Source organism: Actinokineospora spheciospongiae (assembly GCF_003182415.1).
Lineage (GTDB): Bacteria > Actinomycetota > Actinomycetes > Mycobacteriales > Pseudonocardiaceae > Actinokineospora > Actinokineospora spheciospongiae.
Window position 1 is genome coordinate 627665 of the sequence record NZ_QHCP01000004.1, and the last position, 26221, is coordinate 653885.

General features: G+C 73.4%; 18 protein-coding genes. 7 read left to right on the forward strand and 11 right to left on the reverse strand.

Going from position 1 to position 26221, the window contains the following annotated elements; translation table 11 throughout:
- Positions 1–15 precede the first annotated feature (15 nt).
- From DFQ13_RS13420 to DFQ13_RS13435, 4 genes are all read left to right on the forward strand, one after another.
- Complete coding sequence (locus DFQ13_RS13420; RefSeq protein WP_110080027.1) at positions 16–969, forward strand: ATP-binding cassette domain-containing protein; 954 nt, start codon at positions 16–18, stop codon at positions 967–969.
- Positions 966–1790, forward strand: coding sequence for an ABC transporter permease (locus DFQ13_RS13425; RefSeq protein WP_110080028.1), 825 nt, complete (start codon positions 966–968; stop codon positions 1788–1790). Before DFQ13_RS13420 ends, DFQ13_RS13425 begins: the two co-directional genes overlap by 4 nt.
- A gap of 37 nt (positions 1791–1827) precedes the next feature.
- Complete coding sequence (locus DFQ13_RS13430; protein WP_110080029.1) at positions 1828–3054, forward strand: cytochrome P450; 1227 nt, start codon at positions 1828–1830, stop codon at positions 3052–3054.
- A 121-nt stretch (positions 3055–3175) separates the two neighbouring features.
- Positions 3176–4570 (forward strand): hypothetical protein, encoded by a 1395-nt coding sequence (locus tag DFQ13_RS13435; RefSeq protein WP_110080030.1) that lies wholly within the window; start codon positions 3176–3178, stop codon positions 4568–4570.
- 48 nt (positions 4571–4618) lie between these two features.
- Here DFQ13_RS13435 and lysS read toward each other — a convergent pair whose 3' ends face one another.
- Positions 4619–6247, reverse strand: a complete 1629-nt coding sequence (gene lysS / locus DFQ13_RS13440; protein WP_035284592.1) for a lysine--tRNA ligase — start codon at positions 6245–6247, stop codon at positions 4619–4621.
- A 138-nt stretch (positions 6248–6385) separates the two neighbouring features.
- Between lysS and DFQ13_RS13445 the strand changes: the two genes are divergently transcribed.
- The gene (locus DFQ13_RS13445; protein ID WP_110080031.1) at positions 6386–7264 is read left to right on the forward strand and encodes a phosphotransferase; all 879 of its coding nucleotides are present in this window, start codon (positions 6386–6388) and stop codon (positions 7262–7264) included.
- Between the two features lie 5 nt (positions 7265–7269).
- Here DFQ13_RS13445 and DFQ13_RS13450 read toward each other — a convergent pair whose 3' ends face one another.
- The 3 genes from DFQ13_RS13450 to DFQ13_RS13460 all read right to left on the reverse strand — a co-directional run bounded on the left by DFQ13_RS13450 (position 7270) and on the right by DFQ13_RS13460 (position 11618).
- Positions 7270–8556, reverse strand: coding sequence for a glycosyltransferase (locus DFQ13_RS13450; protein WP_035284589.1), 1287 nt, complete (start codon positions 8554–8556; stop codon positions 7270–7272).
- Positions 8553–10790, reverse strand: a complete 2238-nt coding sequence (locus DFQ13_RS13455; protein WP_110080032.1) for a glycoside hydrolase domain-containing protein — start codon at positions 10788–10790, stop codon at positions 8553–8555. Before DFQ13_RS13455 ends, DFQ13_RS13450 begins: the two co-directional genes overlap by 4 nt.
- A 105-nt stretch (positions 10791–10895) precedes the next feature.
- The gene (locus DFQ13_RS13460; protein ID WP_110080033.1) at positions 10896–11618 is read right to left on the reverse strand and encodes a spermidine synthase family protein; all 723 of its coding nucleotides are present in this window, start codon (positions 11616–11618) and stop codon (positions 10896–10898) included.
- Positions 11619–11762: 144 nt separating this feature from the next.
- Here DFQ13_RS13460 and DFQ13_RS13465 point away from each other — a divergent pair, with 144 nt between their 5' ends.
- A complete protein-coding gene (locus tag DFQ13_RS13465; RefSeq protein WP_110080034.1) occupies positions 11763–12950 on the forward strand; it encodes a hypothetical protein in 1188 nt (395 codons plus the stop codon).
- Between the two features lie 153 nt (positions 12951–13103).
- Positions 13104–14030, forward strand: a complete 927-nt coding sequence (locus DFQ13_RS13470) for an alpha/beta fold hydrolase (RefSeq protein ID WP_110080035.1) — start codon at positions 13104–13106, stop codon at positions 14028–14030.
- On the opposite strand, the gene DFQ13_RS13475 is transcribed toward DFQ13_RS13470, so the two are convergent.
- From DFQ13_RS13475 to DFQ13_RS13505, 7 genes are all read right to left on the reverse strand, one after another.
- Positions 14000–15970, reverse strand: a complete 1971-nt coding sequence (locus DFQ13_RS13475; protein ID WP_181399963.1) for a YrhB domain-containing protein — start codon at positions 15968–15970, stop codon at positions 14000–14002. The genes DFQ13_RS13470 and DFQ13_RS13475 overlap by 31 nt on opposite strands.
- Complete coding sequence (locus tag DFQ13_RS13480) at positions 15967–16407, reverse strand: hypothetical protein (RefSeq protein ID WP_035284579.1); 441 nt, start codon at positions 16405–16407, stop codon at positions 15967–15969. Before DFQ13_RS13480 ends, DFQ13_RS13475 begins: the two co-directional genes overlap by 4 nt.
- Positions 16407–23042, reverse strand: a complete 6636-nt coding sequence (locus DFQ13_RS13485) for a WXG100-like domain-containing protein (RefSeq protein ID WP_233438405.1) — start codon at positions 23040–23042, stop codon at positions 16407–16409. The genes DFQ13_RS13480 and DFQ13_RS13485 overlap by 1 nt, the downstream gene beginning before the upstream one ends.
- A 9-nt stretch (positions 23043–23051) precedes the next feature.
- Positions 23052–23375 (reverse strand): WXG100 family type VII secretion target, encoded by a 324-nt coding sequence (locus tag DFQ13_RS13490; RefSeq protein WP_110080038.1) that lies wholly within the window; start codon positions 23373–23375, stop codon positions 23052–23054.
- A gap of 2 nt (positions 23376–23377) precedes the next feature.
- Entirely contained in the window at positions 23378–23866 is a 489-nt protein-coding gene (locus DFQ13_RS13495; protein WP_233438389.1) for a YbaB/EbfC family nucleoid-associated protein, read from the reverse strand.
- A gap of 195 nt (positions 23867–24061) precedes the next feature.
- A complete protein-coding gene (locus DFQ13_RS13500; protein ID WP_219994440.1) occupies positions 24062–25237 on the reverse strand; it encodes an acyl-CoA dehydrogenase family protein in 1176 nt (391 codons plus the stop codon).
- A gap of 121 nt (positions 25238–25358) precedes the next feature.
- Entirely contained in the window at positions 25359–26210 is an 852-nt protein-coding gene (locus tag DFQ13_RS13505; RefSeq protein WP_110080040.1) for a TetR family transcriptional regulator, read from the reverse strand.
- Positions 26211–26221: the final 11 nt, after the last annotated feature.

A 26221-nucleotide genomic window follows, 5' to 3' on the forward strand; every position in this document is an offset into this window, starting at 1 on the left:
CGGAAGGGAAATCCCATGCACACCCAGCACTCGGCGATCGCGGCCACCGGGCTGCGCAAGTCCTTCGGCGACCACGTCGTCCTCGACGGCATCGACCTGGACGTCCCGCGCGGGAGCGTCTTCTCGCTGCTCGGCGCCAACGGCGCCGGGAAGACCACCACGGTCAAGGTCCTGTCCACCCTGATCCGCGCCGACGCCGGGAGCGCCAGGGTCGCCGGGCACGACCTCACCACCGAACCCGACGCCGTGCGCGCCGCGATCGGTGTCACCGGCCAGTTCTCCGCGGTGGACAACCTGCTCACCGGCAGGGAGAACCTGCACCTGATGGCGGACCTGCACCACCTGCCCCGGGGCGACGGCAAGCGCCGCGCCGGGCGGCTGCTGGAGCAGTTCGACCTGGTCGAGGCGGCCGGTAAGCCGGTCTCCACGTACTCCGGGGGGATGCGGCGGCGGCTCGACCTGGCCATGACCCTGGTCGGCAGCCCGCGGGTGATCTTCCTCGACGAGCCGACCACCGGCCTGGACCCGCGCAGCCGCCGGGGCATGTGGCAGATCGTCCGGGAGCTGGTGGCCGGTGGCGTCACCATCTTCCTGACCACCCAGTACCTGGAGGAGGCCGACGAGCTGGCCGACCGCATCGCGGTCCTCGACCGCGGCAGGCTCGTCGCCGAGGGAACCGCGGACCAGCTCAAGCGCCGCATCCCCGGCGGGCACGTCCGCCTGCGGTTCGCCGACCCGCTCGGCCTCGACGCCGCCGCCCGCCTGCTGGGCGAGGTCTCCCGCGACGACGACGCCCTCGCCCTGCGGGTGCCCAGCGACGGCAGCCTGCGCTCGCTCAAGACCCTGATCGACCGGCTCGACGACCGGGCCATCGAGGTCGACGAGCTGTCCGTGCACACCCCCGACCTCGACGACGTCTTCCTCGCCCTCACCGGCAACCCCCACGACGAGAAGGTGACCTCCCGATGAGCACCCCCGCCCCCGCCGGACCCGCCCCGGCGGACCTCCGGTTCCACCCGCTGCGCGACTCGGCGACCATGCTGCGCCGCAACCTCAAGCACATGCTGCGCTACCCGTCGCTGACCGTGATGCTCGTCGGGATGCCGATCGTGTTCCTGCTGCTGTTCGTCTACGTGTTCGGCGGCACCCTGGGCGCCGGGCTCGGCGGGGCGTCCGGCGGGCGGGACGCCTACGTCAACTACGTCACCCCCGCGATCATCCTGATGACCGTGACGGCCGTGGTCCAGGGGACGGCGATCTCGGTCGCCATGGACCTGACCGAGGGCATCATCGCCCGGTTCCGCACCATGCACATCGCCCGCGTCTCGGTGCTGACCGGGCACGTGCTGGGCAGCGTCATCCAGGCGGCGTTCGCCCTGGCGGTCGTGATCGGTGTGGCCCTGCTGGTCGGCTTCCGGCCCGCCGCCGGGTTCGCCGGGTGGCTGGCCACGGCGGGCTTCCTGGTGGCGCTGACGTTCGCCCTGGTCTGGCTGTCGGTCGCGCTCGGCCAGGTCAGCAAGAGCGTCGAGGCCGCGAGCAACGTCGGGATGCCGCTGCTGCTCCTGCCGTTCCTGGGCAGCGGGTTCGTCCCCACCGACTCCATGCCCGCCGGGCTGCGCTGGTTCGCCGAGTACCAGCCGTTCACCCCGATCATCGAAACCCTGCGCGGCCTGCTGATGGGCACCCCGGTCGGGCACAACGCCGCCGTCGCGCTCGGCTGGTGCGCCCTGATCGCCCTCGGCGGCCACCTCTGGTCCAAGCGGCTGTTCAACCGCGAATACGCCCGCTGACCGCCCTGATCCCCACCCTCCCGCGAAAGGAAACCCGATGACCTCGACGGTCCCCACTCCGCACGGCCTCCCCCTGGACCGCGACGCGAGCCCCTTCGACCCGCCCAGTGCCATCACCCGGCTGCGCGAGGGCCGCCCCGTCAGCCCCATGCTCTTCCCCGACGGCCACGAGGGCTGGCTCGTCACCGGCTACGACGCGGTCCGCCAGGCCATGGCCGACGCCCGGTTCAGCTCCCGCCAGGACATCGGCGTCCTGCACCTGCCCTACGAGACCCCCGGCATGCCCGCCATGACCGAACCGTCCCCGCAGGTGCCGGGCGTGTTCATCGGCATGGACCCGCCGGACCACACCCGGCTGCGGCGCACCCTGACCGGCGCGTTCACCGTCAAGCGCATGCGGCAGCTCGAAAGGCACATCACCGAGATCGCCGAGCGGCAACTGGAGCACCTGGCGAACCTGACCCCACCGGTCGACCTGGTCAGGGAGTTCGCGCTGCCGGTGCCCTCGCTGGTGATCTGCGAAATGCTCGGCGTCCCCTACGCGGACCGGGAGAACTTCCAGGTCAACTCCGCCAAGATCCTGGTCAAGGACATCTCGTTCCAGGACAAGATGGCCGCGTACAACGAGCTGACCGGCTACCTCGCCGAACTGGTCACCGGCAAGCGCGCCGCCCCCGCCGACGACCTGCTGTCCGACCTGGCCCGCAATGACGACCTCACCGTCGAGGAACTGGTCGGCATGGCCTTCCTCCTGCTGCTGGCGGGCCACGAGACCACCGCCAACATGCTGGCACTGGGCACCTTCGCGCTCTTGGAGCACCCCGACCTGTTCGCCGAACTGCGCGCCGACCCGGACCTGCTGCCCGGTGCCGTCGAGGAGTTCCTGCGCCACCTGGCCGTGGTCGACTTCCTCTACCGCTACGCCACGGAGGACATCGAACTCGGCGGCGAGACGATCCCGGAGGGTTCGACCGTCGTCCTCGCGCTGCTGGCCGCCAACCGCGACCCCCGGCGCTTCGACGACCCCGACGCCCTGGACCCGCACCGCAACGCCCGCGGCCACATGTCCTTCGGCCACGGCATCCACCAGTGCCTCGGCCAGCAGTTGGCCCGCATCGAGATGCGGGCGGGCTTCGGCGGGCTGCTGCGCCGCTTCCCGACCCTGCGGCTCGCCGTCCCGGCGGCCGAGGTGCGGCTCAGGACCGACATGAACATCTACGGCGTCCACGAGCTGCCGGTCACCTGGACGGACACCGCCCCCTGACCCACCACCGCTGTGGCCGAGAGCGGCATCGGTTGGCAAGGAACTGACTCCAACTGACCGATGTGGCCACCTGCCCGGGGTCACTAGCCTGATCACCTGGTGACGTCGGGAGGGGTGCGCGGTGTCGAAGGTCGTTCGCGGGTTGGTCGCGGTCCTGCTGCTGGTGGCAGCGCCGCTGGCGGTGCCGGGGGTGGGCGGTGCGTCGGCGGCGGCGTGGACGTTGAGCGCGGCGCAGCGGCAGGCGTACCTGTCGCACTACGCGCCCGTCATCTTCAAGCGCGGGGACGAGAGCAGCGGCCGTGAGGGCACCGACTGGCTGTCGAACTACGACTTCGACCGCGACGGGAACTTCTCGAACAACCGGGTGAACTGGCGCGAGGTCAACCGGTACACGCTGGCGGGCGCCCACCCCGACTGGCGCATCCGACCCACCCTCTACACAGCCCTGATCGAGTACACCAGCGGCGGCACCAAAGACCTTGTCCTGATCTACCACGTCTACAACGCGGCCGACAAGGACTTCAAGGACATCCACGACTGGGAGCGCGTCGAGATCGTGCTGCACGGCGTCACCGGAGACCCCGGTACCGGCGAAACCCCCGTGTACGCCACCATCACCGACCACAAGGACCACGTGATGCGCCGCGGCGTCAACTTCATGACCGCCCCGACCGGTAAGCACCTGATGCTGTGGCAGGCCGACGGCAGCGACCTGGACTCGGTGACGGTCAACCGCCACGGCCACGAACTGCGGTTCGTCACCGACTCCTGGGCCACCGTGGCGTCGCGGGTCGAAGGCACGGGCACGGCCGAGGTCGACATCAACAACGACAGCGACAAGAACGTCCACTACGTCTTCGTCCCGGAGCGCTCCACCGGCGCGGTGGCGGCGCTGCGGGCGGGCGCGGTGACCCCGGCGACCGCTCACGACCTCGCCAGCAAGGTCGACGACGACACGGAGGTCCCCTGGCGGGCCACCAAGCGGGTGACCTACGAGTTGCAGGACCTCGCCGACATCGTCCCCACCCACTGGCAGCACGCGGCCTGGGCCACCCACTGGCTCAGCGACGAGTCCAGCGACGTCCTGCTGGAGTCCCCGGTGACCTCGGAGTCCGGCGCGGCCGAGGTCACCGCCGGGCTCCAGCGCTTCTACACCGCCTCCCGCGACTCCGGCCAGTCCGACCTGACCGACGGCCGCGAGGGCATCCTGTCGAAGAGCTGGTTCTACGGCGCCTACTCCGGTGAGGAGAACGCCGACACCATCTCCGGTTCCGACGACTTCGGCGGCTACCAGGGCTTCGGTCTCGACAGCCAGGGCCGCAGCCGCGGTGCGGCCAGCGGCGACCCCGCCTCGCACGGCGCGTACTGGCGCCAGCACGACTTCTTCGTGCACACCGGGGTCGTCGACACCGCCGAGAGGCGGGAAGCGGGGACCTGGCTGACCGGGCAGTGGTACACCGCCGCGAACGGCGGCTTCGACGGCCGCTGGGTGCAGCTCTTCGACGACCGGCCGTGACAGCGCGGTGGGCGCCGACCCGGACCCGGGTCGGCGCCCACCGCCGGGTCAGCCCACCGGCAGCAGGTGCCGAATCCGGTCGTCGCCGAGGGACAGCAGCAGCGTGGGCAGCCGCGGCCCGCGCTCGGAGTCGACCAGCAGCAACTGGTACATGAGCTTGAAGAAGTCCTTCTGCGCCTGCTTGACCCCGTCGGTGGGCGCGTCGTCGAGTTGCAGGCCCGCGGCCAGCTTCGGCACGCCGTAGACGACCCGGGTCAGGCCGTCGAGGCTCCAGTCGTCGGTCATGTGCTCCAGCAGCAGCCGCAGGTGCTCGCGGTCGGCCCCGCCCAGCGCGGCCAGCGCCTCGGTGGCGGGCTCGGTGCGCACCCGCGTGCGCTCGTCGGCCGGGACGTGCTCCTCCAGCCAGTTCGCGGCCAGTGCCAGCCGGGGCTGCACGGCGGCCGGGGTCAGCTCCGGGTCCACGTCGTGCAGGATGCGGGTGAGCTGCCGCTCGTCGCCCGCGGTGATGTCCTGCGCGGCGGAGATCAACCGGAAGGACACCGTGCGCTGCGGCCGGGGCAGCTTCCCGAGGCTGGTCTCGGTCGCCCGGTCCAGCACGGACACCTCCCAGGCGTCCGCCTTGCCCTCGGCGACGCGGGTGCCCAGGCGGTCCCACTCGTCGTAGAGGCGCACGACCTCCGCCCCGAAGTCCACGGTGAACGCCTGCTCCGGCTTGCGGCGGGTGTAGAGCCAGCGCATGACCGGCGCCTCCAGCACGCGCAGGCCGTCGGCCGCCGTCGGCACCCCGCCGCGCGACCCGGACATCTTGGCCGCGCCCTTGATCCCGACGAACGAGTACCCCTGGTACACCGGGGGTTCAGCGTCGAACACCCGGCGCACCAGGTCCGAGCCCACGGTGAACGAGGAACCGGGGGAGGAGTGGTCCACCCCGCCGCCCTCGAAGACCACGCCCTCGTAGGCCCAGCGCATCGGCCAGTCGACCTTCCACACCAGCTTGCCGTGGTTGGCCTCGCGCAGCCGCACCGTGCCGCCGTGCCCGCAGGACCGGCACCGGTAGTCGACGGTCGCGGCGTCGCGGTCGTACCCGGTCACCACCGTCTCGTCCCGACCGCACTCGTGGCAGTACGGGCGGTAGGGGAAGTACTCCTCTTCGGACGGTGGCGTGTCGCCGCCCTTGGTGCGGTACCGCGACAGCAGCTCGTCGATGACCGCGCGGTTGTCCATCGCGTGCAGGATCTGCTCGGTGTAGGCACCGGACCTGTACATCTGCGTCTGGCTGATCTCGCGCAGCTCCACGCCCAGTTGCGCGAGCGCGGCGCGGAACGGCGCCTTGAACCGCTCGGCCCAGCTCTCGTACTCGCCCCACGGGTCCGGCACCGCCGACAGCGGGCGCCCGATGTGCTCGGCGAAGTCGGCGGGCAGGTCGGCGGGCACGCGCCGCAACCGGTCGTAGTCGTCCCAGGACAGGATGTGCACCCAGTCCCGCCCCCGGCGGCGCACCTCGTCGGCGACCAGGTGCGGGACCATGATCTCGCGCAGGTTCCCCAGGTGGATCGGCCCCGAGGGGCTGATCCCCGAGGCGGACACGATGGGTTTGCCCGGCGCCCGCCGGTCGGCCTCCGCGATCACCCGGTCGGTGATCCGCGCAACCCAGTCCTGCCCGTCTTTCCCTGCCACCGATTCCTCCGCTGTTCTCGCACTTCGCGCCCGCCAGCGTATCGGCAGCCCGATGTCCGTCCGCGACCGCCCGCGCGACCGCCCCGGGCGGTGAAACGGGTCGTGCGGGCACCTCGGCGGCGGCTACCGTTGCGCGCCATGAACCTCGACGGGGCCACCGCTGAGCGGGTCCGGCGCATCCTGGGGTCCCCGGTCGTGCGGGCGCGGGCGGTGACCGACCGCGGCTACGCGCCGAACCAGCGGTGGGTCGTGCGGACCGGCGCGGGCCGCTCGGCGTTCGTCAAGGTGGCGCGGGCGCCGCTGACCGCGTCCTGGCTGCGGGCCGAGCACGCGGTCTACAGCGGGCTCAGCGCCGCCTTCCTCCCCGAACTCCTGGGGTGGGACGACGACGGCGCCGAACCCCTGCTCGTGCTCGAAGACCTCACCGACGCCACCTGGCCCCCACCGTGGACCCGGGACTCGGTCGACGCGGTCCTGCGGACCCTGGACGAGGTGCACGCGACCCCGCTCGACCTGCCGGTGATCGGCACGGACCACCACGCCGCGGCCGGTTGGCCCGTGGTCGCCGAGGACCCCGGGCCCTTCCTGTCCCTGGGCCTGTGCTCCCCGGCCTGGCTCGACCGCGCGCTGCCGGTCCTGCTGGAGGCGGCCACCCCGGAAGCGCTCACCGGGACCGCCACCCTGCACCTCGACGTCCGCAGCGACAACCTGTGCCTGCGCGGCGGCGCGGCCGTCCTGTTCGACTGGAACCACGCCGCCCTGGGCAACCCGCAGCTCGACGTCGCCTTCTGGCTGCCGAGCCTGCACGCGGAGGGCGGCCCGCGCCCCGAGGACGTCCTCGACCTCGACCCGGCGATGGCCGCACTGGTGGCGGGCCTGTTCGCCGCCCGCGCCGGGTTGCCGCCCATCCCGACGGCCCCGCGCGTGCGCGTGGTCCAGCGCGCGCAGTTGGGCACCGCCATGCCCTGGGTCGTCCGGGTGCTGGACCTGCCGCCGCCGGACGGCGACCCGGTCTGACCGCGCTACGCGGAGCGGGGGGTGGCCAGGGTGATCGGGTCCGGTGGGGCGAACAGGTCGTCGAAGACCCGGACCCGGTCGAAGGCCATGGCGTGCTCGCGGGCGCGGACCTCCATGGCCGCGCGCTCCCCGGGCGAGAGCTCCAGCACCACCCGGTCGATCGCCGCGGCGATGCCCGCGACGTCGCCCGCCGCCACGGTGATCGCCGTGTCGCCCACCGCCTCGCCGGTCCCGCCGGTCGTGGTGGTGATCACCGGGCCGCCGCCCGCCAGCATCTTCTCCGTCAGGGCGATGCCGAAGGTCTCGACGAACTCGGGCTCCGGCTTGGTCGGCAGCGCGTAGGCCGCGCAGCCGCGCATGAGCAGCGGCTTCTCCTCGTCGTCCACGTCGTCGAGGTGCACGATCCGGTCGTCGTCCCCGGTCAGGGCGCGGACCTGGTCGCGGGCCGGGCCGTTGCCCGCGACGACGAGCTTGACCTTCGACCGCGCCTTCGACCGGGCGAACGCGGTGACCAGGTCGTGGATGCCCTTGGCGCGCGCCACCCGGGACAGGAACAGCACGTAGCCGTCGCGCTCCAGGCCCCGCCGGTGCAGTGCCGCGTCCACCGCGGCCGGGTCCAGGTCCAGGTAGGCCGAGGTGTCGATCGGCGGGTAGCTGACCGCGACCCGCCGCGCGCACTCCTCGGCGAAGCGGGTGCCGCAGTGGGCGTCCACGTCCCGCGCCGAGGCGATGATCTCCTGGCGGGTGTACTCCGAGACCGCCAGCACCCGGTCGTTGGCCAGGAAGGTGGTGAACAGGACCACCGCCGCGCCGAAGCGGCCCTCGCGCAGGCAGGAGCGGATCACGTTGGTGACGTCCGACCCCACCGCCTTGGCCATGGTGCGCACGTCGGGGGCGTAGCCCGCCGCCCGCGCCGCGGCGACGGCGTCGCCGACGACCACGTCGTGCGGGGCCAGGTACATCGACAGGCACGTGGTCGGGACCGGCTCGGCGAGCAGTTCGACCAGGCGCCCGGTCAGCCCGGCCACGTACCGGCCGTCCGGCACCCGGTAGTCGCCGACCGGTTCCGGCCGCTCCACCGTGATGCCGTCGCCGTAGGGGGTGATGCGGTCGAGCGGTTTCAGCGGCAGGCCCGCCGCCTGCAACGCCGGTATCGGCCAGGTGAGCAGGCGGACGTCGTCGAAGCCCCTGGTGCGGGCGACCTCGGCGAGGTTGCGCGCCTCACCGGAGTGCCCGCAGATCACCGGGTCGGCCCGGACGACGATGACGAGGCGGCGGTTCGGTCGTGTCATGGGTGTGCTCCCGTCCCGAACGGGTCCGACGACGACGGCGGGCGGACCCGGTGCCCCCACCCCGAGGGCTCGGGGCCCAGCTCCAGGTGCAGCGTGCCGCCCGCGTGCAGGTCGGACCCGCTGATGTGCGCGGCGTCCAGCGGCTTGCCGTTGAGCCGGGCCGACCGCACGTACTGCGGCGGCGGCGCCTGCTCCAGCCCGTCGGAGCTGATCGGCGCCTCGCGGTGGCCGCTGGTCTCGACGACGAATTCCCCGCGGCCGGTGTGGACGGTGGCGCGCTCGAACGCGGGTGCGTTGACCAGGAACAGGTTCTGCCCGGCGACCGGGAACAGCCCGAGCGAGGCCCACACGTACCAGGAGCTGAGCCCACCGGAGTCGTCGTTGCCCGGCAGCCCACCGGGGCCGGTGCCGAACTGCCAGGTCAGCGCCGCGTGCACCACCTCGGCGGTGCGGTCCGGCCTGCCCGCGTAGTGGTAGGACCACGGCGCTTCCATGTCCGGCTCGTTGTTCAGGCCCTCGAACCGGTTCAGCGCGTACCCCGCCGCCATCACCACCTGGTCCGGGCGCTTCCCCGGCTGCACCACCCGGGGCGCGCCGCGGCCGAAGAACTGGTCGAGCATGGTCACGAACGCGTCGTCGCCCCCGGCCACGGCGATCCGGCCCGCCATGTCGTGCAGGATGCGGAACGAGTAGTTCCACTTGCCGCCCTCGTAGAACGACGAGTCGCGCAGCAGGCCGGTGGCCGGGTCGAACGCGTTGGTCCACAGCCGGGCGCGGGCGTCGAGGTCGTCGGCGAGCCCGCTGTCGTTGAGCGCCCTGGCCACCCCGGAGGTGCAGTGGTAGGCGTAGGCGAGGTCGAGGGTGTGCGAGATCGGGTGCACCACGCCGTGTTCGTAGAAGTCCTCGCCGTACATCCGGCGCAGGTCGCCCTCCATGTGCACCAGCGCCCAGTTCCAGTCCAGGTCGCCGAGGCCCAGGGCGTGCGCGTCGGCCAGCGCGGTGTGCGCCAGCGCGCTCGCCTGCCGGAAGAACCGGTCGGCGCCGCGGGCCATCCGGTAGCCGATGGGGAAGTTGCCCTCCTCCTCGCACACCCGGATCAGCGACTCCAGCAGGTCCCCGGCCCGGCCGGGGCAGATCGCGGCGAGCAGCGGCAACTGGGTCTTGTAGATGTCCCACATGGTGCACACGTCGAAGGCGAACGGCCCGGCCGTCGGCCAGAACGGGCTCTCGTCGTCGGCGAAGCACGGTTTGATCAGCGAGTGGTACAGCGAGGTGGCGAACACCCGCCGCCGCGCCGGCGACCCGCCCTCGACCTCGACCCGGCCGACGTGGTCGCGCCAGCGGGCCCTGGTCTGCGCGCGGACGCCGTCGAACGCCGACACCGCCCCGCCGCACTCCCGGTGCAGGTTGTCCCTGGCCTGTTCGCAGCCGCGCAGCGAGAACCCGATGCGCACCTCCACGCTCTGCCCGGCGCGGGTGGGCCCCATGAACAGCAGCCCGAACGGGCGCAGCGTGGTGTGCCGGATGCGGTCGAAGTCCAGCCGCGTGCCGCCCTCGATCAGCCTGCGGTCGTGCCAGAGCATCTGCCGCCACCCCGGGCTGTCGACCTCCACGTGCACCGACAGCGGCACCCCCTCGACCACGACGGTGCCCCGGGCGCGGCCGTTGCCGGTGCTCTCCACGTGCGCCCGCAGCGGCACCGTCCGGCCGTGGTCGATCGCCAGCCCGCCGCAGGACAGGTCGACGACGACCCGGGCGCTGCGGTGCTCGGGGAAGGTGTACCGGTGCACGGCGACCTTCTCGCCGACGGTGATCTCCGAGCGGATGCCGGTGTCGAGGGTCGCCGCGTAGTACCCGGCCTCGGCGGTCTCGTCGTGCAGCGGCCACGCCTGCCCGAGGGTGTCCAGCGGCTGCACCATCGGGGTGACGCGCACGTAGTTGTAGTACTTGCGGATCGCCCCGGTGCCGGACTGCTGGAAGTGGGTGAACCCGGAGGCCTGCACCCGGTCGAACATCGGCTCGGGCACGCCCTCGGTGTTCTTGGTGTAGAGCCCGTACCCGGTGGGGTAGGCGCCGGAGTAGGCGCAGGCCGACACCATGCCGAGCGGGGAGGTGGCCCCGGGGTGGGTGTTGCCCACCTGCGGTTTCGGCCACCACCAGGTGGCCGCCAGCCCCTGCGCCGCGGGCAGGGAGGTGGCGGCGGTACCGATGAAGGGATCGATGTCGTCGAGGATGGCGAAACCCTAGGACAGGCGCTTCGCCCGGGTGGTTTCGACGATGTGAACTCCAGCCACCACCGCGGTGGGAACGGCTTCGTCCCCACCGCGTTCACCCGGGGATCAGGCCGGCGGGACCGATCCGAGGTAGACGGTGGCCGTGGCGTCGCGCTGCTGCAACGGGTTGTCGAAGGTGACGACCTCGGCGGCGGCGTCGACGAACACCCCGGAGAGGACCTCGGTGAACTCCGCGTCCGGCGGGTCGTTGGACCACAGGGCGAACACGCCGCCGGGGTGCAGCATCGAGGTGAGGTGCCGCAGCCCGGCCGGGGTGTAGAACACCGCGTTGTCCGGGTGCAACAGGTGCCTGGGGGAGTGGTCGATGTCCACGACCACCGCGTGGAAGCGCCTGCCCGGCTCGGCCGGGTCGAGGCCGTCGGCGGAGCGGGCCATGGTGAAGAAGTCGCCGTGCGCGAACCGGCAGCGCGGGTCGGCGGTCAGTTCGGCGCCCGCGGGGATCAGGCCCCGCTCGTGCCACTCGATCACCTCGGCCAGCGCGTCCACGACGACCAGCGAGCGGACCGCGGTGCTCTCCAGGACGGTGCGCGCGGTGAAGCCGAGCCCCAGCCCGCCGACCACCACGTCGAGCCCGGTGCCGTCGAGCCTGCCGAGGGCCAACCGGCCGAGCGCGACCTCGGAGGCGGTGAACATGCTCGACATCAGGAACTCGTCGCCGAGCTTGATCTCGTGGACCTGCCGACCGGACACCGGGTCGAGCCTGCGGCGCAGGACGAGTTCGCCCAGGGGTGTCGGCCGCCAGTCGAGTTCCTCGAAGCGGGCGGTCACCAGGTCGGCTCGGCGGGTGTGCGCATCGAGCCAGCATAGACAGCGACCGGTGGGTGACCGGTCTTCGGTCGGGGATGGACCCGCGCGCCCGATCGAGATAATGTAATTATGCAGATTAATCCATTAGGCGGAACGTGAGGTCCCATGAGGAACAAGGTGCTCGCCGCGACCGCGGTGGCCACGGCGCTGGCCGCGCTGCTCGCCGCACCGAGCGCGCAGGCCACCCCGGTCACCGCGGTGGCGGCCCCGTTCCCGCTGCCGCAGGGCGTGGCAGGCGGGGTCGCGGCCTTCGTCAGCGACAACGGGCGCACCGTCGCGGGCCACCTGCGAACCGAACCGGGGGAGTCGGTGCTGTGGCGCGGCGGCAGGCTGATCCGGCTCGGCGCCGACGCGAACGTGCGCGCGATGAACGGCGCGGGGTGGTCCACCGGCAACGTGGCCGACCGGGCCGTGCTCTTCTCACCCACCGGGGCGGCGACCCCGATCGCGGCGCCCGAGCCGGTCGTCAGCAGCCAGGGCCTGGCGGTCAACCGCAGGCGCGAGGTGCTGCTCGGCTGGGCCGCGGTCGGCCAACCGGGGAAGTTCGCCGTCGCCAAGCGCAACGGCTCACTCGTGCGGCTCACCCCGCCCCCGGGTCCGGTGCCCGGATCGGTCAGCATCTCCCCGGAATTCCTCAACGACAGGGGAGAGGTGGCGGGCACCGCCAACGTCTTCACCGGGACCGAGACCGTCCAGTTCCCGTTCTCCTGCCGGGCCGACGGGATCTGCGCGGAGCTGCCCGAGCCGACCGGCCTGCCCGAGGGCGACGGCGAGTTCAGGCTGACCGTCGAGGGGATGAACAACTCCGGCGAGGTCGTGGGTTCGGGCAGCGTGCTCGTGGCCGGCGGCTCCTTCGGCGCACTCGGCGTCCGCTGGACCAACGGTGTGCCGACCGTGCTGCGCGCCCCCGAGGGCGACCTGCAGGCGTTCATCAGCACGGGCCCCAAGACCATCAACGACCGCGGTGACGTCGTCGGCACCAGCCGCACCGGCCAGGGCGCCGCCCGCGCCACCCTGTGGCGGCGCGGCGCCCCCGCATCGCTCCTGACGACGCCCGAGGGGGTCGGCACGTCGGCGTACCTGGTGGCGGACAACGGCGACGTGCTCGGCACGTCCGGCTACAACGCGCTCACCCTGTGGACCCGCGGCACGGCCATCCCGCTGCCCCCGGTCGACGGGCTGCCGAACGCCGTCCCCGGCGACCTCAGCGAGAACCGGGTCGTGGTCGGCCATTCCTGGGGCTTCACGCCCTCCGGCTACACCACCGAACCCACGCGGTGGCAGGTCGGGTGATCACCGCTCCCCGTTGCCCGCCCGACCCGGTCGGGCAATGGGGGCCCGGCCCGGCGCGCCAGCCCGGTAATTCGCCACTCGTCCGAGTGAAACCCACGGCGAAACGCCCCCTCGTGGTCACCGGCCCCGGAGGTGATCCGGTAGGCAGGCGCGATGTCTACCACCGCCTGCGTCCGAGCGACCGACCACGAATTGGAGTACCGCGGCTTCCGGTTCGTGGCCCGCACCGCCACCACGGGTGCCTCCGCCACCGAACCACTCGTCATCATCGGCGGTTCCTCCCAGTACCGGCACTCCTGGATGCGCTACGAGCGGCAGTTGCTGGAGCACACCAGCATGGTGACCCTGGACCTCCCCGGTTACGGGGATTCCGACCACCTGCCCGCCGAGCACGGCCCGGACTTCCTGGTCGGGGCCGTCCACCACACCATCGGCGCGCTGTCGCTGGGGCCGGTGAACCTCTTCGGGGGCTGCTTCGGCTCCCCGATCGCCCTGCGGCTGGCCCACGACCACCCCCGGGCCGTGCGCCGCCTGATGCTGACCGCGCTCACCGCGGAGTTGACCCCCGAGGCCGTGGCCCGCGTCCACCACTGGAGCCGGATGTGGGACGCCGGTCAGTTCGGGGAACTCGCCGACGCCATGGTGGGGGAGTTCATGTCCCCGGCGCACCTGCCCGTGAAGCGGCGCCGGATCGTGGAACGGCACATGCGCCACACGATGGCGACCCGCGACCAGCGCGCCCTCGCCCAGGACTTCACCCACCGCGAGCGCCTCCTCGCCCACTCCTGGCACCTGACCCACCCCACCGTCACCGCGCCCGCCCTCCTCATCGCGGGCGAGCACGACACCTTCACCCCGCCCGCCAGGGGCCGCGAGGTCGCCCGCGCCATCGGCGGCCGCTTCACCACCGTCAAGGAAGCCGACCACCTCCTGCACCTCGAACGCGACACCGAACTGGCCGACCTGATGGTCCACTTCTTCACCGACCGGCCCCTGGATTCCCTCCCCTACCTCAACCCCGTCGAACACCCCGGCGCCGCTTCCGCGGTTCACCGTTCCTCGACCCGCACGGGCGGGTAGCGGCGGTCCCAGTGACCGGGGCGGTTCTTCGGGGAAGCGTGGTTGAAGTGGGCGAAGGCGTCCTCCACCAGGGTCTCGATGATGTGCCGCTGGGGGAGGCGGTCGAGGTAGCGCAGGCCCGGGGCCTCGATGTGGCTGCCCAGGACGGCTCCGGCGATGGCGCTGACGAGGGGGCGGTTGCCCTCGTGCTGGATGGCGCGGCGGTAGGTCCACTCGGGGAGGTGTTCGTGGCCGGAGGCTGCCGCCAGCGCCAAGCGCAGGGTGGTCATGGCGTCGCGCGCTGAGGCCAGGCGCGCCGGGTGGGGCATGTCGGGGACACCGGAGCAGCGGTAGTCGGGGAGCCGCAGGTCGAGATCCCGGAGGTCGAGTTCTGGGAGGAGCAACCAGAGGCGGTTGTCCAACGGCTGCTTGCGCAGCATCTCGGCGAAGACCCGGGCCAGGTGGTGGGTGGCCTGCGCGTCCTCCGGGGCGGCCAGCGCCGGGACGGCGGTGAACAGCCCGCCCTCGGGGCGGGAGTGCGGACCGCCTTCGAGGAGCGCGAGCGGGAGGGCGGAGACGAGGCCCGCCGCGCCAGGGTCGACCAGCGCCGGGACGGGGCCGAGGACCCTCGGCAGCCAGCCGTCGTCGGCGGTGAGGCCCGCTCGGGCGGCAGCGGCGAGCCCGCCGGGGTTCGGGTGGTCGTGGGCGAGGCGGATGAGGCCGTCGGTCAGGGCGAGGAGGCGGCGGGTGTGGGGCCCGATGCGGAACTGGTCGGGTGCCGACCACCGGCCGCCGTTGTTGGCGCGGGCCGAGGCCTCGCCCAGCGCGAAGCCGAGGTAGGCGCCGAGCACCTTCGGATAGCTGTAGCGCCAACCGTAGTTGTGGTTCGGGTGGAACTTGCCGTAGGTGTCCAGCACGGGCAGGGGACGGCCGTCGTCGTCGTAGCCGGTGCGGAAGCCCTCGGCGGTGGGGTCGGCGGGCGGCGGGTGGTTGTTCTCCGACGCGGCCCGGCTCCACAGCCCGGCGCGGGCGATCGCCCGGACCTGGTCGTCGTGGAGCTCCCACCCGTTCTTGAACGCGGCCCCCACCGCGCCCTCCGGCCCGTGCTCCATCGGCTGCACGCCCAGCTCGGCCGCCAGCAGCCGCAGTTCCGCGGCGAGCTGCTCGCTCTGGTCGAACCGGGTGTGCTCCTCCCACACCGGGGCGAAGACCCGGGGGAAGTCCCGCAGCACCTCCGCCAGGTCCCCGGTGCGGAAGTGCTCCGTCCGCTGCGCCCCGCGCAGCGTGACCCGCGAGTCGGCCGAGACGTTCTGGGCGTAGGTGGACAGCGACACCTTGACCCACCTGGTGTCGCCGCCGTCCACGCCCATGGCCAGGGTGCTCGCGTAGACCACACCCCGGGCGGGCTGCGGGACGTACCCGTCAAGTTGCGTCAACGCCACCAGGAACTGCCGGTCGTCGAGCCAGTTCGCGTTGCGGAAGACCAGCACCCACTCCAGCGGTTCCCGCGGCCTGCGCATCCCCTTGCGCAGACCGCCGGGCCGGTACCCGCTGTTCGGGATCTGCTCGTCGGTCTCGGGGTCCCGCCAGCCCACGACGGCCTGCGGCGGCACGCCCAGGTACTGCAACCCGGACTCCTCGAACTCCGGGTCCAGCAGCTCCAGCAGGCGACGCTCACCGGGGACCGCCGCGGGCGTGCTGACCATGTCCGGCATCGGTGGCGCCTGCCGCAGTTGCCCGTCGGGCTCCCGCACGATCAACGCGGGTGCGGGGAAGAGCTCCGCCAGCGGGTTCGACCCGTCGATGTGGGTCAGCGAGTTGTACGGCACCGACCACCCCTCCGGGGTGCGCACCACCTTGTCCCGCTCCACCCCCAGGGTGTCGAGCCCGCTGACCCGCAGCCACTCCTCGACCCGCCGCACGGCCTCGTCGGCGTCGATCCGCCAGCCCCGCACGCTCACCGCTGCCCCCGCTTGCCCGTCACCACGTTCTTCGGCTCCTGCCCGGCGGCCCGCCTGCGCTCGTCGTCCTCCCACAACCCGTGCGTCCGCTGCCGCAACGAGGTCACCAACGCGCGTTCGGCCGGGTCGAGCCGCTTGCGGCCCTCGGACCGGGCGTTGGCGTAGATCGCCTCGATCGTGTCGTAGAGCGCGAACACCGGGCCCTCACCCGAGAGCTGCTGCCGGAGCTCCTCGCACTCCCACACGTACTGCTCGACGGGCACGGTCGTGATGTGGCTCGTCGTCGTCGCGCCCACGACCTCGAACACCAGGTCGTCGGCGGTGTCGAACCGGCCCGTGTCGCGGTTGAGCAGGTAGCCGTGCTCGACCCCGTCCTCTCCCCGTTCCACCCGGTACGGTGTCTGCCAGTAGCGGAAGTGGTCAACTGTCCCGGCCATCACGCCTCATCGCTTTCCGTGGTCCCGCCCGCCTCGGCGAACGCGGCGCCGAACAACTCCTGCTCGCGGCGCAGGATCGAGTCGACCAGGGCTTGCTCCCGCGCCGCCATGCGTGGCGCGACCCGGTCCTCCGGCGCTCGTTCCGCGTTCTCCGCCGCCGCCCGCTCGGCGGCCATCGCCCTGATGTCCCGGCGCACCTCGTAGAGGGCGTGCTCGTACCGCGCCACCTCGTCGATCTTGTACAGGTGCAGCCGCAGTTCTCCGACGTGCGCGGACCCGTCGGGCAAGGTCATGCGCACCGTCATCTGCAAGTCCCGGTAGCCGCTCACCTGGGGTTTGGCGAAGCGGTCGTCGAAGGTCACGATCTCGAAGGGGCTGCCGGGCCGGTCGACGATCGACAGCAGCGCCGCCAAGCCGCGGTAGGCGTCGGACATCGTGTGGAACCGCACCTTCGAGCCGACCAGGTCGGTCAGTTGAGCGGGCGTCCTGCCCGGCACCGAGGCCTTGTCCCACGCGCGGACGCGACTCTTCTCCGATCGACGCGAATGCGCCTCACCGCCTGCCGCCTCGGCCACCTCCGCGGCGAGCGAGTGCAGCAGTCGCTGCTTGTCCGCCCAGTTCGAGAACAGCGACTCCAGGTACTCGCGCCGGTAGTCGTCGTCGCCGTCGCGGCTGCTGTCGTACCCGCCCTGCTGCCGCTGGTCGACCGGGGTGTCGTTGGCGAAGCCGCGCGCATCGTCGGCGATCCGCACCTGCTCCGGCGTGCGCGAGGCAGGCCGCGGCGCGGCCGAGGGCTCGCCTGCCCGCGCCGCGCCGCCCCCGTCCTCGGTGCGGTCGAGGCAATCGGTGAGGATTCCGACCGCCTCGTGGTGGCTCAGCAGGTTGGCCAGGGCCTGCGGGCGCTGCAGGAACGAGGTCTCCAGGAACGGGGTGTTCCGCATCGACCGCAGCAACTCCGGGTGGCGCGGCAGCAGGACGGCGATGGCCTCGCCGACGTGCAGGCGAAGTGCCTCGCCGTTGGCGCGCACCGTGATCTTGGCCGAATCGTCGCGCAGGCTGGCCCGGTCGGCCAACCGCATCGCGGCCTCCACCTCCGGGCGGCGCAGGTACTGCCGCACCTCCTCGGCCGTCGGGAGCCCGCGCGGGTCCACCGCGGGCGTGCCCCGGTCGGCAGGGGTCCCGGCATCCGCCGACCCGTGCGGGCGATCCGCTCCGGGATCGGGCTCCGCGCCGCCGAACCCGCCCTCTCCGCGGTGCTGCCCGGGGGGTGTTCCGACGGCGCGCTCGCGATGCCTGCGGGACACCTCTTCGAGGTCGTAGGGCAGCAGTCGCACCCGGTGGGCGTTCGTGGGCAGGTGCAGCAGGGTGTTGGACTGCCCGTCCACGAACGCGACGCCGTGCCGGGTGTGCACCACGTCGGCGACGTGCTTGTGGGTGGTCCCGCCGGGACCGACGAACTCGACCGCGACCACCGCGCGCGAGCCGGTCGCCCGCCCGCGCATTTCCCGGATGACGCTGTCGAAGTCCCGGTGCTCCTGCCACGAGCCGCCGAGCCGGTCCTGCACGTACTCCAGCGTTCCGTGCGAGTCGAGGTGCTCGGGCCGCACCGGGCCCGCCTCCGCCTCGATGCCCGCGTGCCGCAGCGCCGAAGCCGTGGCGACCCTCGTGCAGTTGGTGCGGAATCCGTTCTCGTGGGCGAGTGGGTGGCGGAACCCCGGGTTCACCACCGCGATCTTCGGGTGCTCCGCGGCCAGGTACCGCCCCGCGTCGAACGGGTGCGCGGTTCCGGCGTGGATCGCGGCCTCGAACGGCGGCCGGGTGGCGCGGGACAGCCGTCCCCACTGTTGCGAGGAGCTGAGGCGGGGGTCCACGGGCTGCGTGAGGTCCGCCATCCGCCCGCTGCTCATGAGCCGCCGCGGGTTCGCAGGCGGCGGGTGCTCGTTGGACCGGGGCCGGTGCTCATCGGGCAGTCGGACGGTCTGGGCGTGGTCAGACCTGCGCAGGGGCGCGGGTTGCCCGCCGGGGCGTGCCTGCGGCGCGGCGGTGTGCGCGTTGTCGGGCCGGTTCGCCTCGGGCGCTGCTGTGCGGTGCCCCGGCGCGACCTCATCGCGGTGCCGTGGCCCGGTCGGGGGGTCCTCCGACCGCGGTGCGTCGGTTGCCCCTGTGCGTTGCCGTGGTGCGCCTTGCCCCGGATGCGCCGAGTCGGGTGCCCCCGTGCGCTGCGGTGCGCCTTGCCCGTGGTCGAGACGCTCCGGGTCCGGTGAACCTTCGCGCTGCGAAGGGTTTCGGCTGTGGTCGGACCCCGGTGAGTCGGGTGCTGTTCCACTCCGGTGTGGAGCACCCTGCGCGTCGTCGGGCCGGGGCGGTGCGGGCGCCTCGGCGCGGTGCGCCGGGATTCGGCCGTCGACGCGGTCCCGGGGTGTGCTCTGCGCTTGGTCTGCCCGGGTCGAGGTCGGCGCCTCGGCGCGGTCGGGTGTGTGGGCGGTGTCCGGCTGGTGCGGTGCCGTGGTCGCTCCGGGTCGCCGCGCTGCCGATTCCCGGGCGTTGCCGTCGGGCTGGGTGCGGTGCTCCGACCGGGCCTCGCCCTGGCGGTCGGCGCGCCTCGCACCCGAGGCCTCGTCCGACCCCGCGTCCCTGCTCGACGCCGGGCCGTCCCCGTCGAGGCGGTTCCGCAGCGACTCGCCGGGGGACCTGTTCGGGCGGGGTGCGTCCCCGTCGGGCGTCGAGGCCTCGGCGCCGTCGCCGCCGAGGGCGTCGAAGATGGGGGAGTTGCCGCCGCCTGCCGCGGCCTTCGCGGCCTCGGCCTCGCGGCGGGTCCTCTCGGCCGCGTTGATCCCACGACGCCGGTTGAGCTCGGCCTCGGCCTCCCTCGGGCCGAGGTGCTCCGGGTCGCCCGCGACGACCTCCTTGACGTGGATGATCGTCTTTTCCCGGAGCGCGCCGTCCGCGCCGAGGACCTCGCGGGTCTCCTTGGAGACGGTGTGCCACTGGCTGCCGGGCTTGGTGATGCCCTCGCGCTCGCCGTCCTTGAGCGACAGCGCCTGGATGTCGCGGGCCGTCTTGCCCTCGATGTGGATTTCGACGTCGTCGCCGAAGCCGCTCTTGTCGTCCGGGTGTTCCTTGATCGTCGCGCTCACCAGCGCGGGCTCGACCGTGGTCTTGCCGACCTCGTACTGGGAGGCGATCCACCGCGCCCCCGCCGCGCCCCGCGACGTCGTGATGCCGCGGACCATGCTCAGTCGCCGGGCGGGCAGCTCGTTGATCGCCGACACGATCGCCCGGTTGGCGTCGACCATGCTCTCGAACGCCCGCGAATCGCGCCCCGGGCCGACGCGCATGGCCGAGTTGACGTTGTCGAACACGTCGTGCTCGGTGTAGGTGTGCAGGGCGATCGCCCCCGCGTCGGACAAGCGGGCCAGCTCGGGCGCGGCGTCACGCAACCGCAGGGCTTCGCTGGTCAGCGCATCGAGGCGGTCGGTCTTGTGCTCCGGCCCGAGGACCAGCCGGGCGAAGGAGGCGTTCTGCTCGCGCCCGGCCCGGTAGTCGGGGTCGTACAGGTACCCGTCGCTGATGTCGGGCGGTTCCGTCGACGGCTCCAAGGCGTCGGTGATGCTGCTCTGAACAGGTGTGGGCGTGTCCTGCTCGGTGTCGACCGGCTCGTCCCCGGCCGGGCTGCCACCGCCCGACGCGGTGTCGTTCGGCTTGTCCTCGTCGGACGTGCTGGTCTCGAACGCGTGGTCCGGCTTCGGGTCGGCGCGCTTCGGCACCGGGCTCGCGGCATCCGCCTCAGACCTCGTCGGCCGCGCGGGTGTCCTGTCGACCGGTCGGGCTGCGCCGGGCTCCGGGGCCCGGGGCCCGTCCGGAGCCTGGGGCCGCCACCGATCACCCTCCGGGGGCGTGTGCTGCTCCGGCGGTGCTTGTGCGGGGTGCGGAGCAGGTGCCTGCGGGGTACGCCCGTCCGGCGGGCGCTGTCCGGCCTCGGAGTGGCGTGGCGGGAACTGCCGGTCGGGCGGCGGACCCGGCACCCGGTCCGGCTGGGAACCCCGCGGCGGCCTGTCGCCGCGGGTGCCCCCGGGCGGCTGGACGCCGGACGGCTGCTGGTGCGGGCTGGGCCTGCTGCCGGTGTGGTTCGGTCCCCACCCGCCCGCGGGTCCCTGCCGGTACGGCCCCGGCTGATCCGGGGCGTTCCGGCGGGGCGGGTGGCCGCCGTGCCTGCCCGTCCGGTTCGGACCGCCTCGCTGGAACGGCGCCCCTTGCCCGTGCTGCTCGCCCTGCTGGTGCTGCCCACCCGGGTGCTGCGGACCCGGGTGTTGCGGACCACCCTGCTGGTGGGGAGCGCCCTGCGGTCCAGGCCCAAGCGGTACGAAGCCTGCCCGCGGACCAGGCGGCATCGGGGGTTGATCGCCGTGGGGGCGCGGTCCGCGTCCGCGCGGTGCGGTTCCGGGAGGCGGGCCCTCCGGGCGTGGTCCGTGGAAGTTGTCCGGTGACGACGGGGGCAGCGGCCTCCGCTGCGGTACACCGCCACCCTGCCAGGAGCCGCCCCGCTGGGGCGGTCTGCCGCCACCCCACGGGGGGTGGCCGCCACCCGGAGGAGTTCCGCCCACCGGTTGTTGGCCGAACCCGGGTCCACCGCCGCCCTGCTGACCGCGCGTGGACCCCGACAGCGGGGGACCGCTGTCGGGGGCGAGGCCGCTCGGCATCGCACCGAAGCCGCCGGTGGCCGTGCCCGGTGTGGTGGACCCCGCCGATTTGGTGGAGCCGCCGCGGCTCTCGCCGGGCGCACCGGGGCCGCTGCCTCCGGCGAACCCCCCACCGGAGGACTGGCCGTGGTCGTGCGCACGCGGGCTGTCCGCGCGGTGCCCCGAGTCCGCGGTGGGCGGGCTGCTGTGACCGGTGGAACCGGGGTGGCCGTGGGAGGGCCCGCCGCCGGGCACCTGCGGAATGCTCTGCGGGGGGCCGCCGTGCCCTGCCGAGCCCGAGGTGCCGGGAGTTCCACCGCCGGGGTGCGAGGTGGGGGAGTTCGGGTGGCCGGAGTTGCCACCGCCGGTGTGCGGAGCGCTCTGGGACGAGTTGCCTGCCGCGTGCGGTGCACCGGTGTCGGTGCCGTGCGCGGCGCCCCCGGTGCCGGTGTGGCGGCTGTTGTGCGCCTGCGACGAGCCGCCGTCGAGGCTGTGCCCGGGATTCCCCCCGCCGGAGTGCGTTGACGACGCTGGGTTGTCGGGTGTTCGAGCGGCGCCTGCCTTGTGATCGCCGCCTGCGGGCTGTGCCGGGGCTGAGCTGTTGTGGACCTGCGAGGACCCGCTGTGGCCACGGGGCTCTGCGCTGCCCGGAACCGGGTGGCTCGTGCTCGGGGAGCCGCCGCTCTGGCTGTGCGAGGCGGGGACCTGCCCGCCGCCTTGCGCAGGTCCGAGCGGACCGCCCCCGGGACCCCGGGACGGGCTCGACGTCGGGCCGTGCGGGTTCCCCCCGGTCGCGGGCTGGGCGGGGCGTGCGCCGCCGTCGCCCAGCGAGTGGCTGCCCGTCGGGGTGTCGGGACCGGATGGGGAAGGGGCAGGGGAGTGCGGCGGTGTGCGCGGTCCGGTCGACGGGTCTGCCGCGGGTGGGGCGGACGCTGCTTCCGTGCTGGTGTGCGCCGCGCCCACCACCGGCCGCGGCACCGGGGTGACCTGCGAGCCCGCGGTCGCGGAACCGGCGTCCGCCGCGGGGTTCGACGACGGGGCCGTCGGGGTGGGGCCGTCCTTGACCCGGTCGACCCCCCGGTCGACGGCCCCGCTGGAGGCGCCGGTGAGGACGTCGCGGGCACTGAGTTCGTCGAGGTCGCCGGTGACCGCGGCCTGGGCGACGGTGGAGGTCACGCCCTCGGTCGCCCCCCGGGCCATGCCGCGCGCGGCGTCGTCGACGACGTGGCGGGCCACGCTGTCCGAGGCCCCGCGGGTGGCGTTCTTCGGCACGGCGTCGGAGGCCAGGCCGATCGCGCCGTCGACCGCCCCGCTGATCGCGGAGTCGGTGGTCTTGTCCCAGTCCCAGTCCTCGCGCTCGCCCGCGACCATCTGCAGGCCCTGGATGCCGACGTCGAGCGCGACGTTCTGGAGCACCTCGGCCAGGACCCGCTTGACGATCTCCTGGGCGACCTTCTTGAAGCCCTGCTGCACGAGCTTCTGCAGCAGTTGCCGGAACAGTTGCTGGACGACCACCCGGGTCGCCAGTTGCGCGGGGACGATGCCCGCCGTCGACGCGCCGAAGGTGCACCACGACGTCGCGAGCATGGTGGCGATGGAGATCGCCAGCACGACCAGCGAAGCGATGATCATGTACTTCGTGTACTCGACGTCCAGCGCGGTCGCGTCGGCCGAGTCGCCGAGCGCCTGGCACGCCTTCGCCAGCGCGGTGAAGTACGCGTCGTCGCCCTCGGCGAACTTCTTCCACAGGTTCTCGAAGTTGTGCGCGGCCTCGCCGGACCAGGACGCCAGCGCCTCCCGCGCGCCCCGATCCGCCGTCTCCGACACGCCGGGGACGCCCTGCGCGGCGGCGTGCCACGCGTCGCGCAGCCGCCGGAGCCCGTCCTCGTCGCCCTCCGGCCAACTCTCACCGACGACGATGGGCAGCAGCCATTTGACCTCGTCGGGGATCTCCATGCCCACGGCTCAGCCACCGCCCCCGAAACCCGCCGTGTTCGTCCCCTCTGTGTCCCGGTAGGACCTGGCTGTGTCGGCCAGTCCTCGGTGGACGTTGCGCAGACCCTCGACGACGGCGGCGAAGCCCTGTGCCGTGCCGTCGGCGCCGGGCACGTAGTCCTTCGCGAACTCCTGGCCGGACTCGTCATCGCCCCAGCACTCGCCCGCCGCACCGAGCGCGCCCTCCAGCGTCGCGGCGACACCCGCCAACCGTTCGGCGGCCGCGGCGAACCGCTCGGCCGCGCGCGCCGCGACATCCGGCTGGATGTCGATCTTCCCCCCGGGTGCGACCACGACTACCGCCGCCGCAGCCAGCTATCGGGAACGTCGTCGTCGGCGTCGCCCGGCGACTCGTGCGAGGACGGGGCGTCGGCCTGCGGGACTGGGATGCCTGCCATCAGCCCGCGCAGGGAGGGCGCGTCGTCGAACAGGTCGCTGAGGTCGGGCAGCCCGCCGCTCACCGGCGCCATCAGGTCCGACACCCGTTCGCGCACCTCCGCCGCACCCTGGCGGGCCAGTTGCAGCACGGCTCGCGCCAATGCCTCCGGTGTCGACCGGTCGAACGCCGACGGCGCGAACTCGAGCGCGCTGAGCGCCCCGGACGAATCCACGCTCGCCCGCACCAGACCGTCCTTCGACGTCAACGACGCGCTGGCGCGCAGCGCCGCGTCCTGGGCCTCGCGCAGCGCCTCGGTCTGCTGCCGGAAGGTGTCGAGCAGGCCGTCCACCTGCTCTTTCGCCGCAGCGTTGCGCGCACGCAACAGCTCCAGATCGTCGTCCGCCACCAGTCCCCCTGAAACGTCCCCAAGCCGAGCGGGGGCAACCCTACCGCGCGGCGTTCCCCCCTGTGACCGGTTGTCCACAGCCCGTCGACAACGAGGCCACCGAGAACCATCCGCCGGGTGACCGGCACCGCTGCCGATCGGCCTCGGTCCCGGACGCTGGTTCTCCGTCGGGGAACCCGGTCTCGGAGACAGGTCCTACCCCCGGGGTGGGGTGAGGACGGGGGTGCGGCGCAGTTCGGCCTTGGCCACCGAGCGCAGGTGCACCTCGTCGGGCCCGTCGAACAGGCGCATCGCCCGGTGCCAGCCGTACATCGCGGCCAGCGGCGTGACGTCGGTGACGCCCGCCCCACCGTGGATCTGGATGGCGCGGTCGACCACGGCGGTGACGGCGCGGGGCACGGCGACCTTGGCCATGGCCACCAGGTCGCGGGCGGCCTTGTTGCCCTGGGTGTCGATCACGTGGCAGGCGTGGTGGCACAGCAGCCGCGCCTGCTCGACCTCCAGCCGGGACTCGGCGAGCTGCTGGCGCACCACGCCCTGGTCGATGAGCGGCCCGCCGAACGCCACCCGGGTGCTCGCCCGCTCGACCACCATGGCCAGCGCCCGCTCGGCGGCACCGAGGGCGCGCATGCAGTGGTGGATGCGGCCGGGGCCGAGCCGGGCCTGCGCGGCGGCGAACCCGCCGCCCTCCTCGCCGACGATGTTGCCCACCGGCACGGCCGCGTCGGTGAACCGGACCTCGGCGTGGCCGTGCTGGTCGTGGTGGCCGAACACCGGCAGGTCCCGCACGACCTCGACCCCGGGGGTGTCGCGGGGCACGATGACCATCGACTGCTGCCGGTGCGCCTCGGCCGCCGGGTCGGTCTTGCCCATGACGATGAAGAAGGCGCAGCGGGGGTCCATCGCACCGCTGGTCCACCACTTGCGGCCGTTGACCACGTACCGGTCGCCGTCGCGCTCGATGCGGGTGGCGATGTTGGTGGCGTCGCTGCTGGCGACCTTGGGCTCGGTCATGGCGAACGCGGAGCGGATCTCGCCCGCCAGCAGGGGTTCCAACCAGTCGCGCCGCTGCTGCTCGGTGCCGAGCAGGTGCAGCAGTTCCATGTTGCCGGTGTCCGGGGCCGCGCAGTTGATCGCCTCGGGGCCGATGTCCAGGCTCCAGCCGGACAGCTCGGCGATCGGCGCGTACTCGAGCTGCGTCAGGCCCGACTCGGCCGGGAGGAACAGGTTCCACAGGCCCGCGGCCTTCGCCGCGCCCTTCAGCTCCTCGACCACCGGCGGCACCTCGTGCCCGTCCGGTCCGGCCGCCGCCCGGTGCGCGGCGTAGGCGGCCTCGGCGGGCAGGACCTGCTCCTGCATGAAGGCCACCATGCGGTCGTACAGCTCGCGGGCGCGGTCCGAGGGCGCGGGGAGCACGTACACCGACACGGGAAACCTCCTGAACAAACCGAGCGCTTGGTCGGTTCGACGCTAGGCGCGGTCCGGTTCGCTGTCAACGCGAGTGCCCGGTCCGGACGACGTCGAGGGCGAAGTCGACGTACTGGCGGGCGACCTCCTCCGGCGACGACGGCCCCTCCGGTGACCACCACCGCGGCAGCGCGGTGCACATCGTCACCACCGCGCGCGCGGCCTCGTGCGGCAGCGGGGTGCCCATCAGCCCGCGTCGGCAACCCTCGGCCACCTCGTCGTCGACCATGCGCTGCACCTCCTGCCGGGCCGCGGTGATCCGCGCCCGGCTCTCCCCACCCAGGCCGCGCATCTCGCCTGCGCCGATGAACCCCAGGTCGCGCCGGTGCGTGTGGAACAGCGCCAGGCACTCGACCAGCCGCGTGAACCGCTCCACCGGCCCGTCCCCCTCGGCCCGCGCCGCCCTGGCGCGGGCGAGCAGGTCCGCCGCCGCCAGGTCGAGCAGCGCCACCAGCAGGTCCTGCTTGCTCGCCCAGTGGTGGTAGACGCCGGGCACGGACAACCCGGCCCGCTGGGCGATGTCGCGCACGCCCGCACCGTGGTAGCCCAGCTCGACGAACGCCTCCAGCGCCCCCGCCAGCGGTGGGTCCAGTTCCAGCGGCGGGAAGTCGCGCCAGTCGCTTCCCCCGGGTCGCTCCGGGCTCTCCACCAGGTCTTCCGGTCGGGTGCGCAGCAGGGCCGCGGCGGCGGCGAGCCGGACCTCGGTGATCCCGGTGCGCCCGTTCTCCACGGCGCTCCAGGTGCCCGCGCTGACCGCCAGGGCGCCCGCGACCTCGCGCAGGGTCAGCCCCGCGGCCCGGCGGGCCTGCCGCAGCCGGGAACCCAGCGCGACCCGGTCCGCGTCGGCGGTGCCGCGCGCCGGGGTCGATCGAGCCAAGGCCGCCCTCC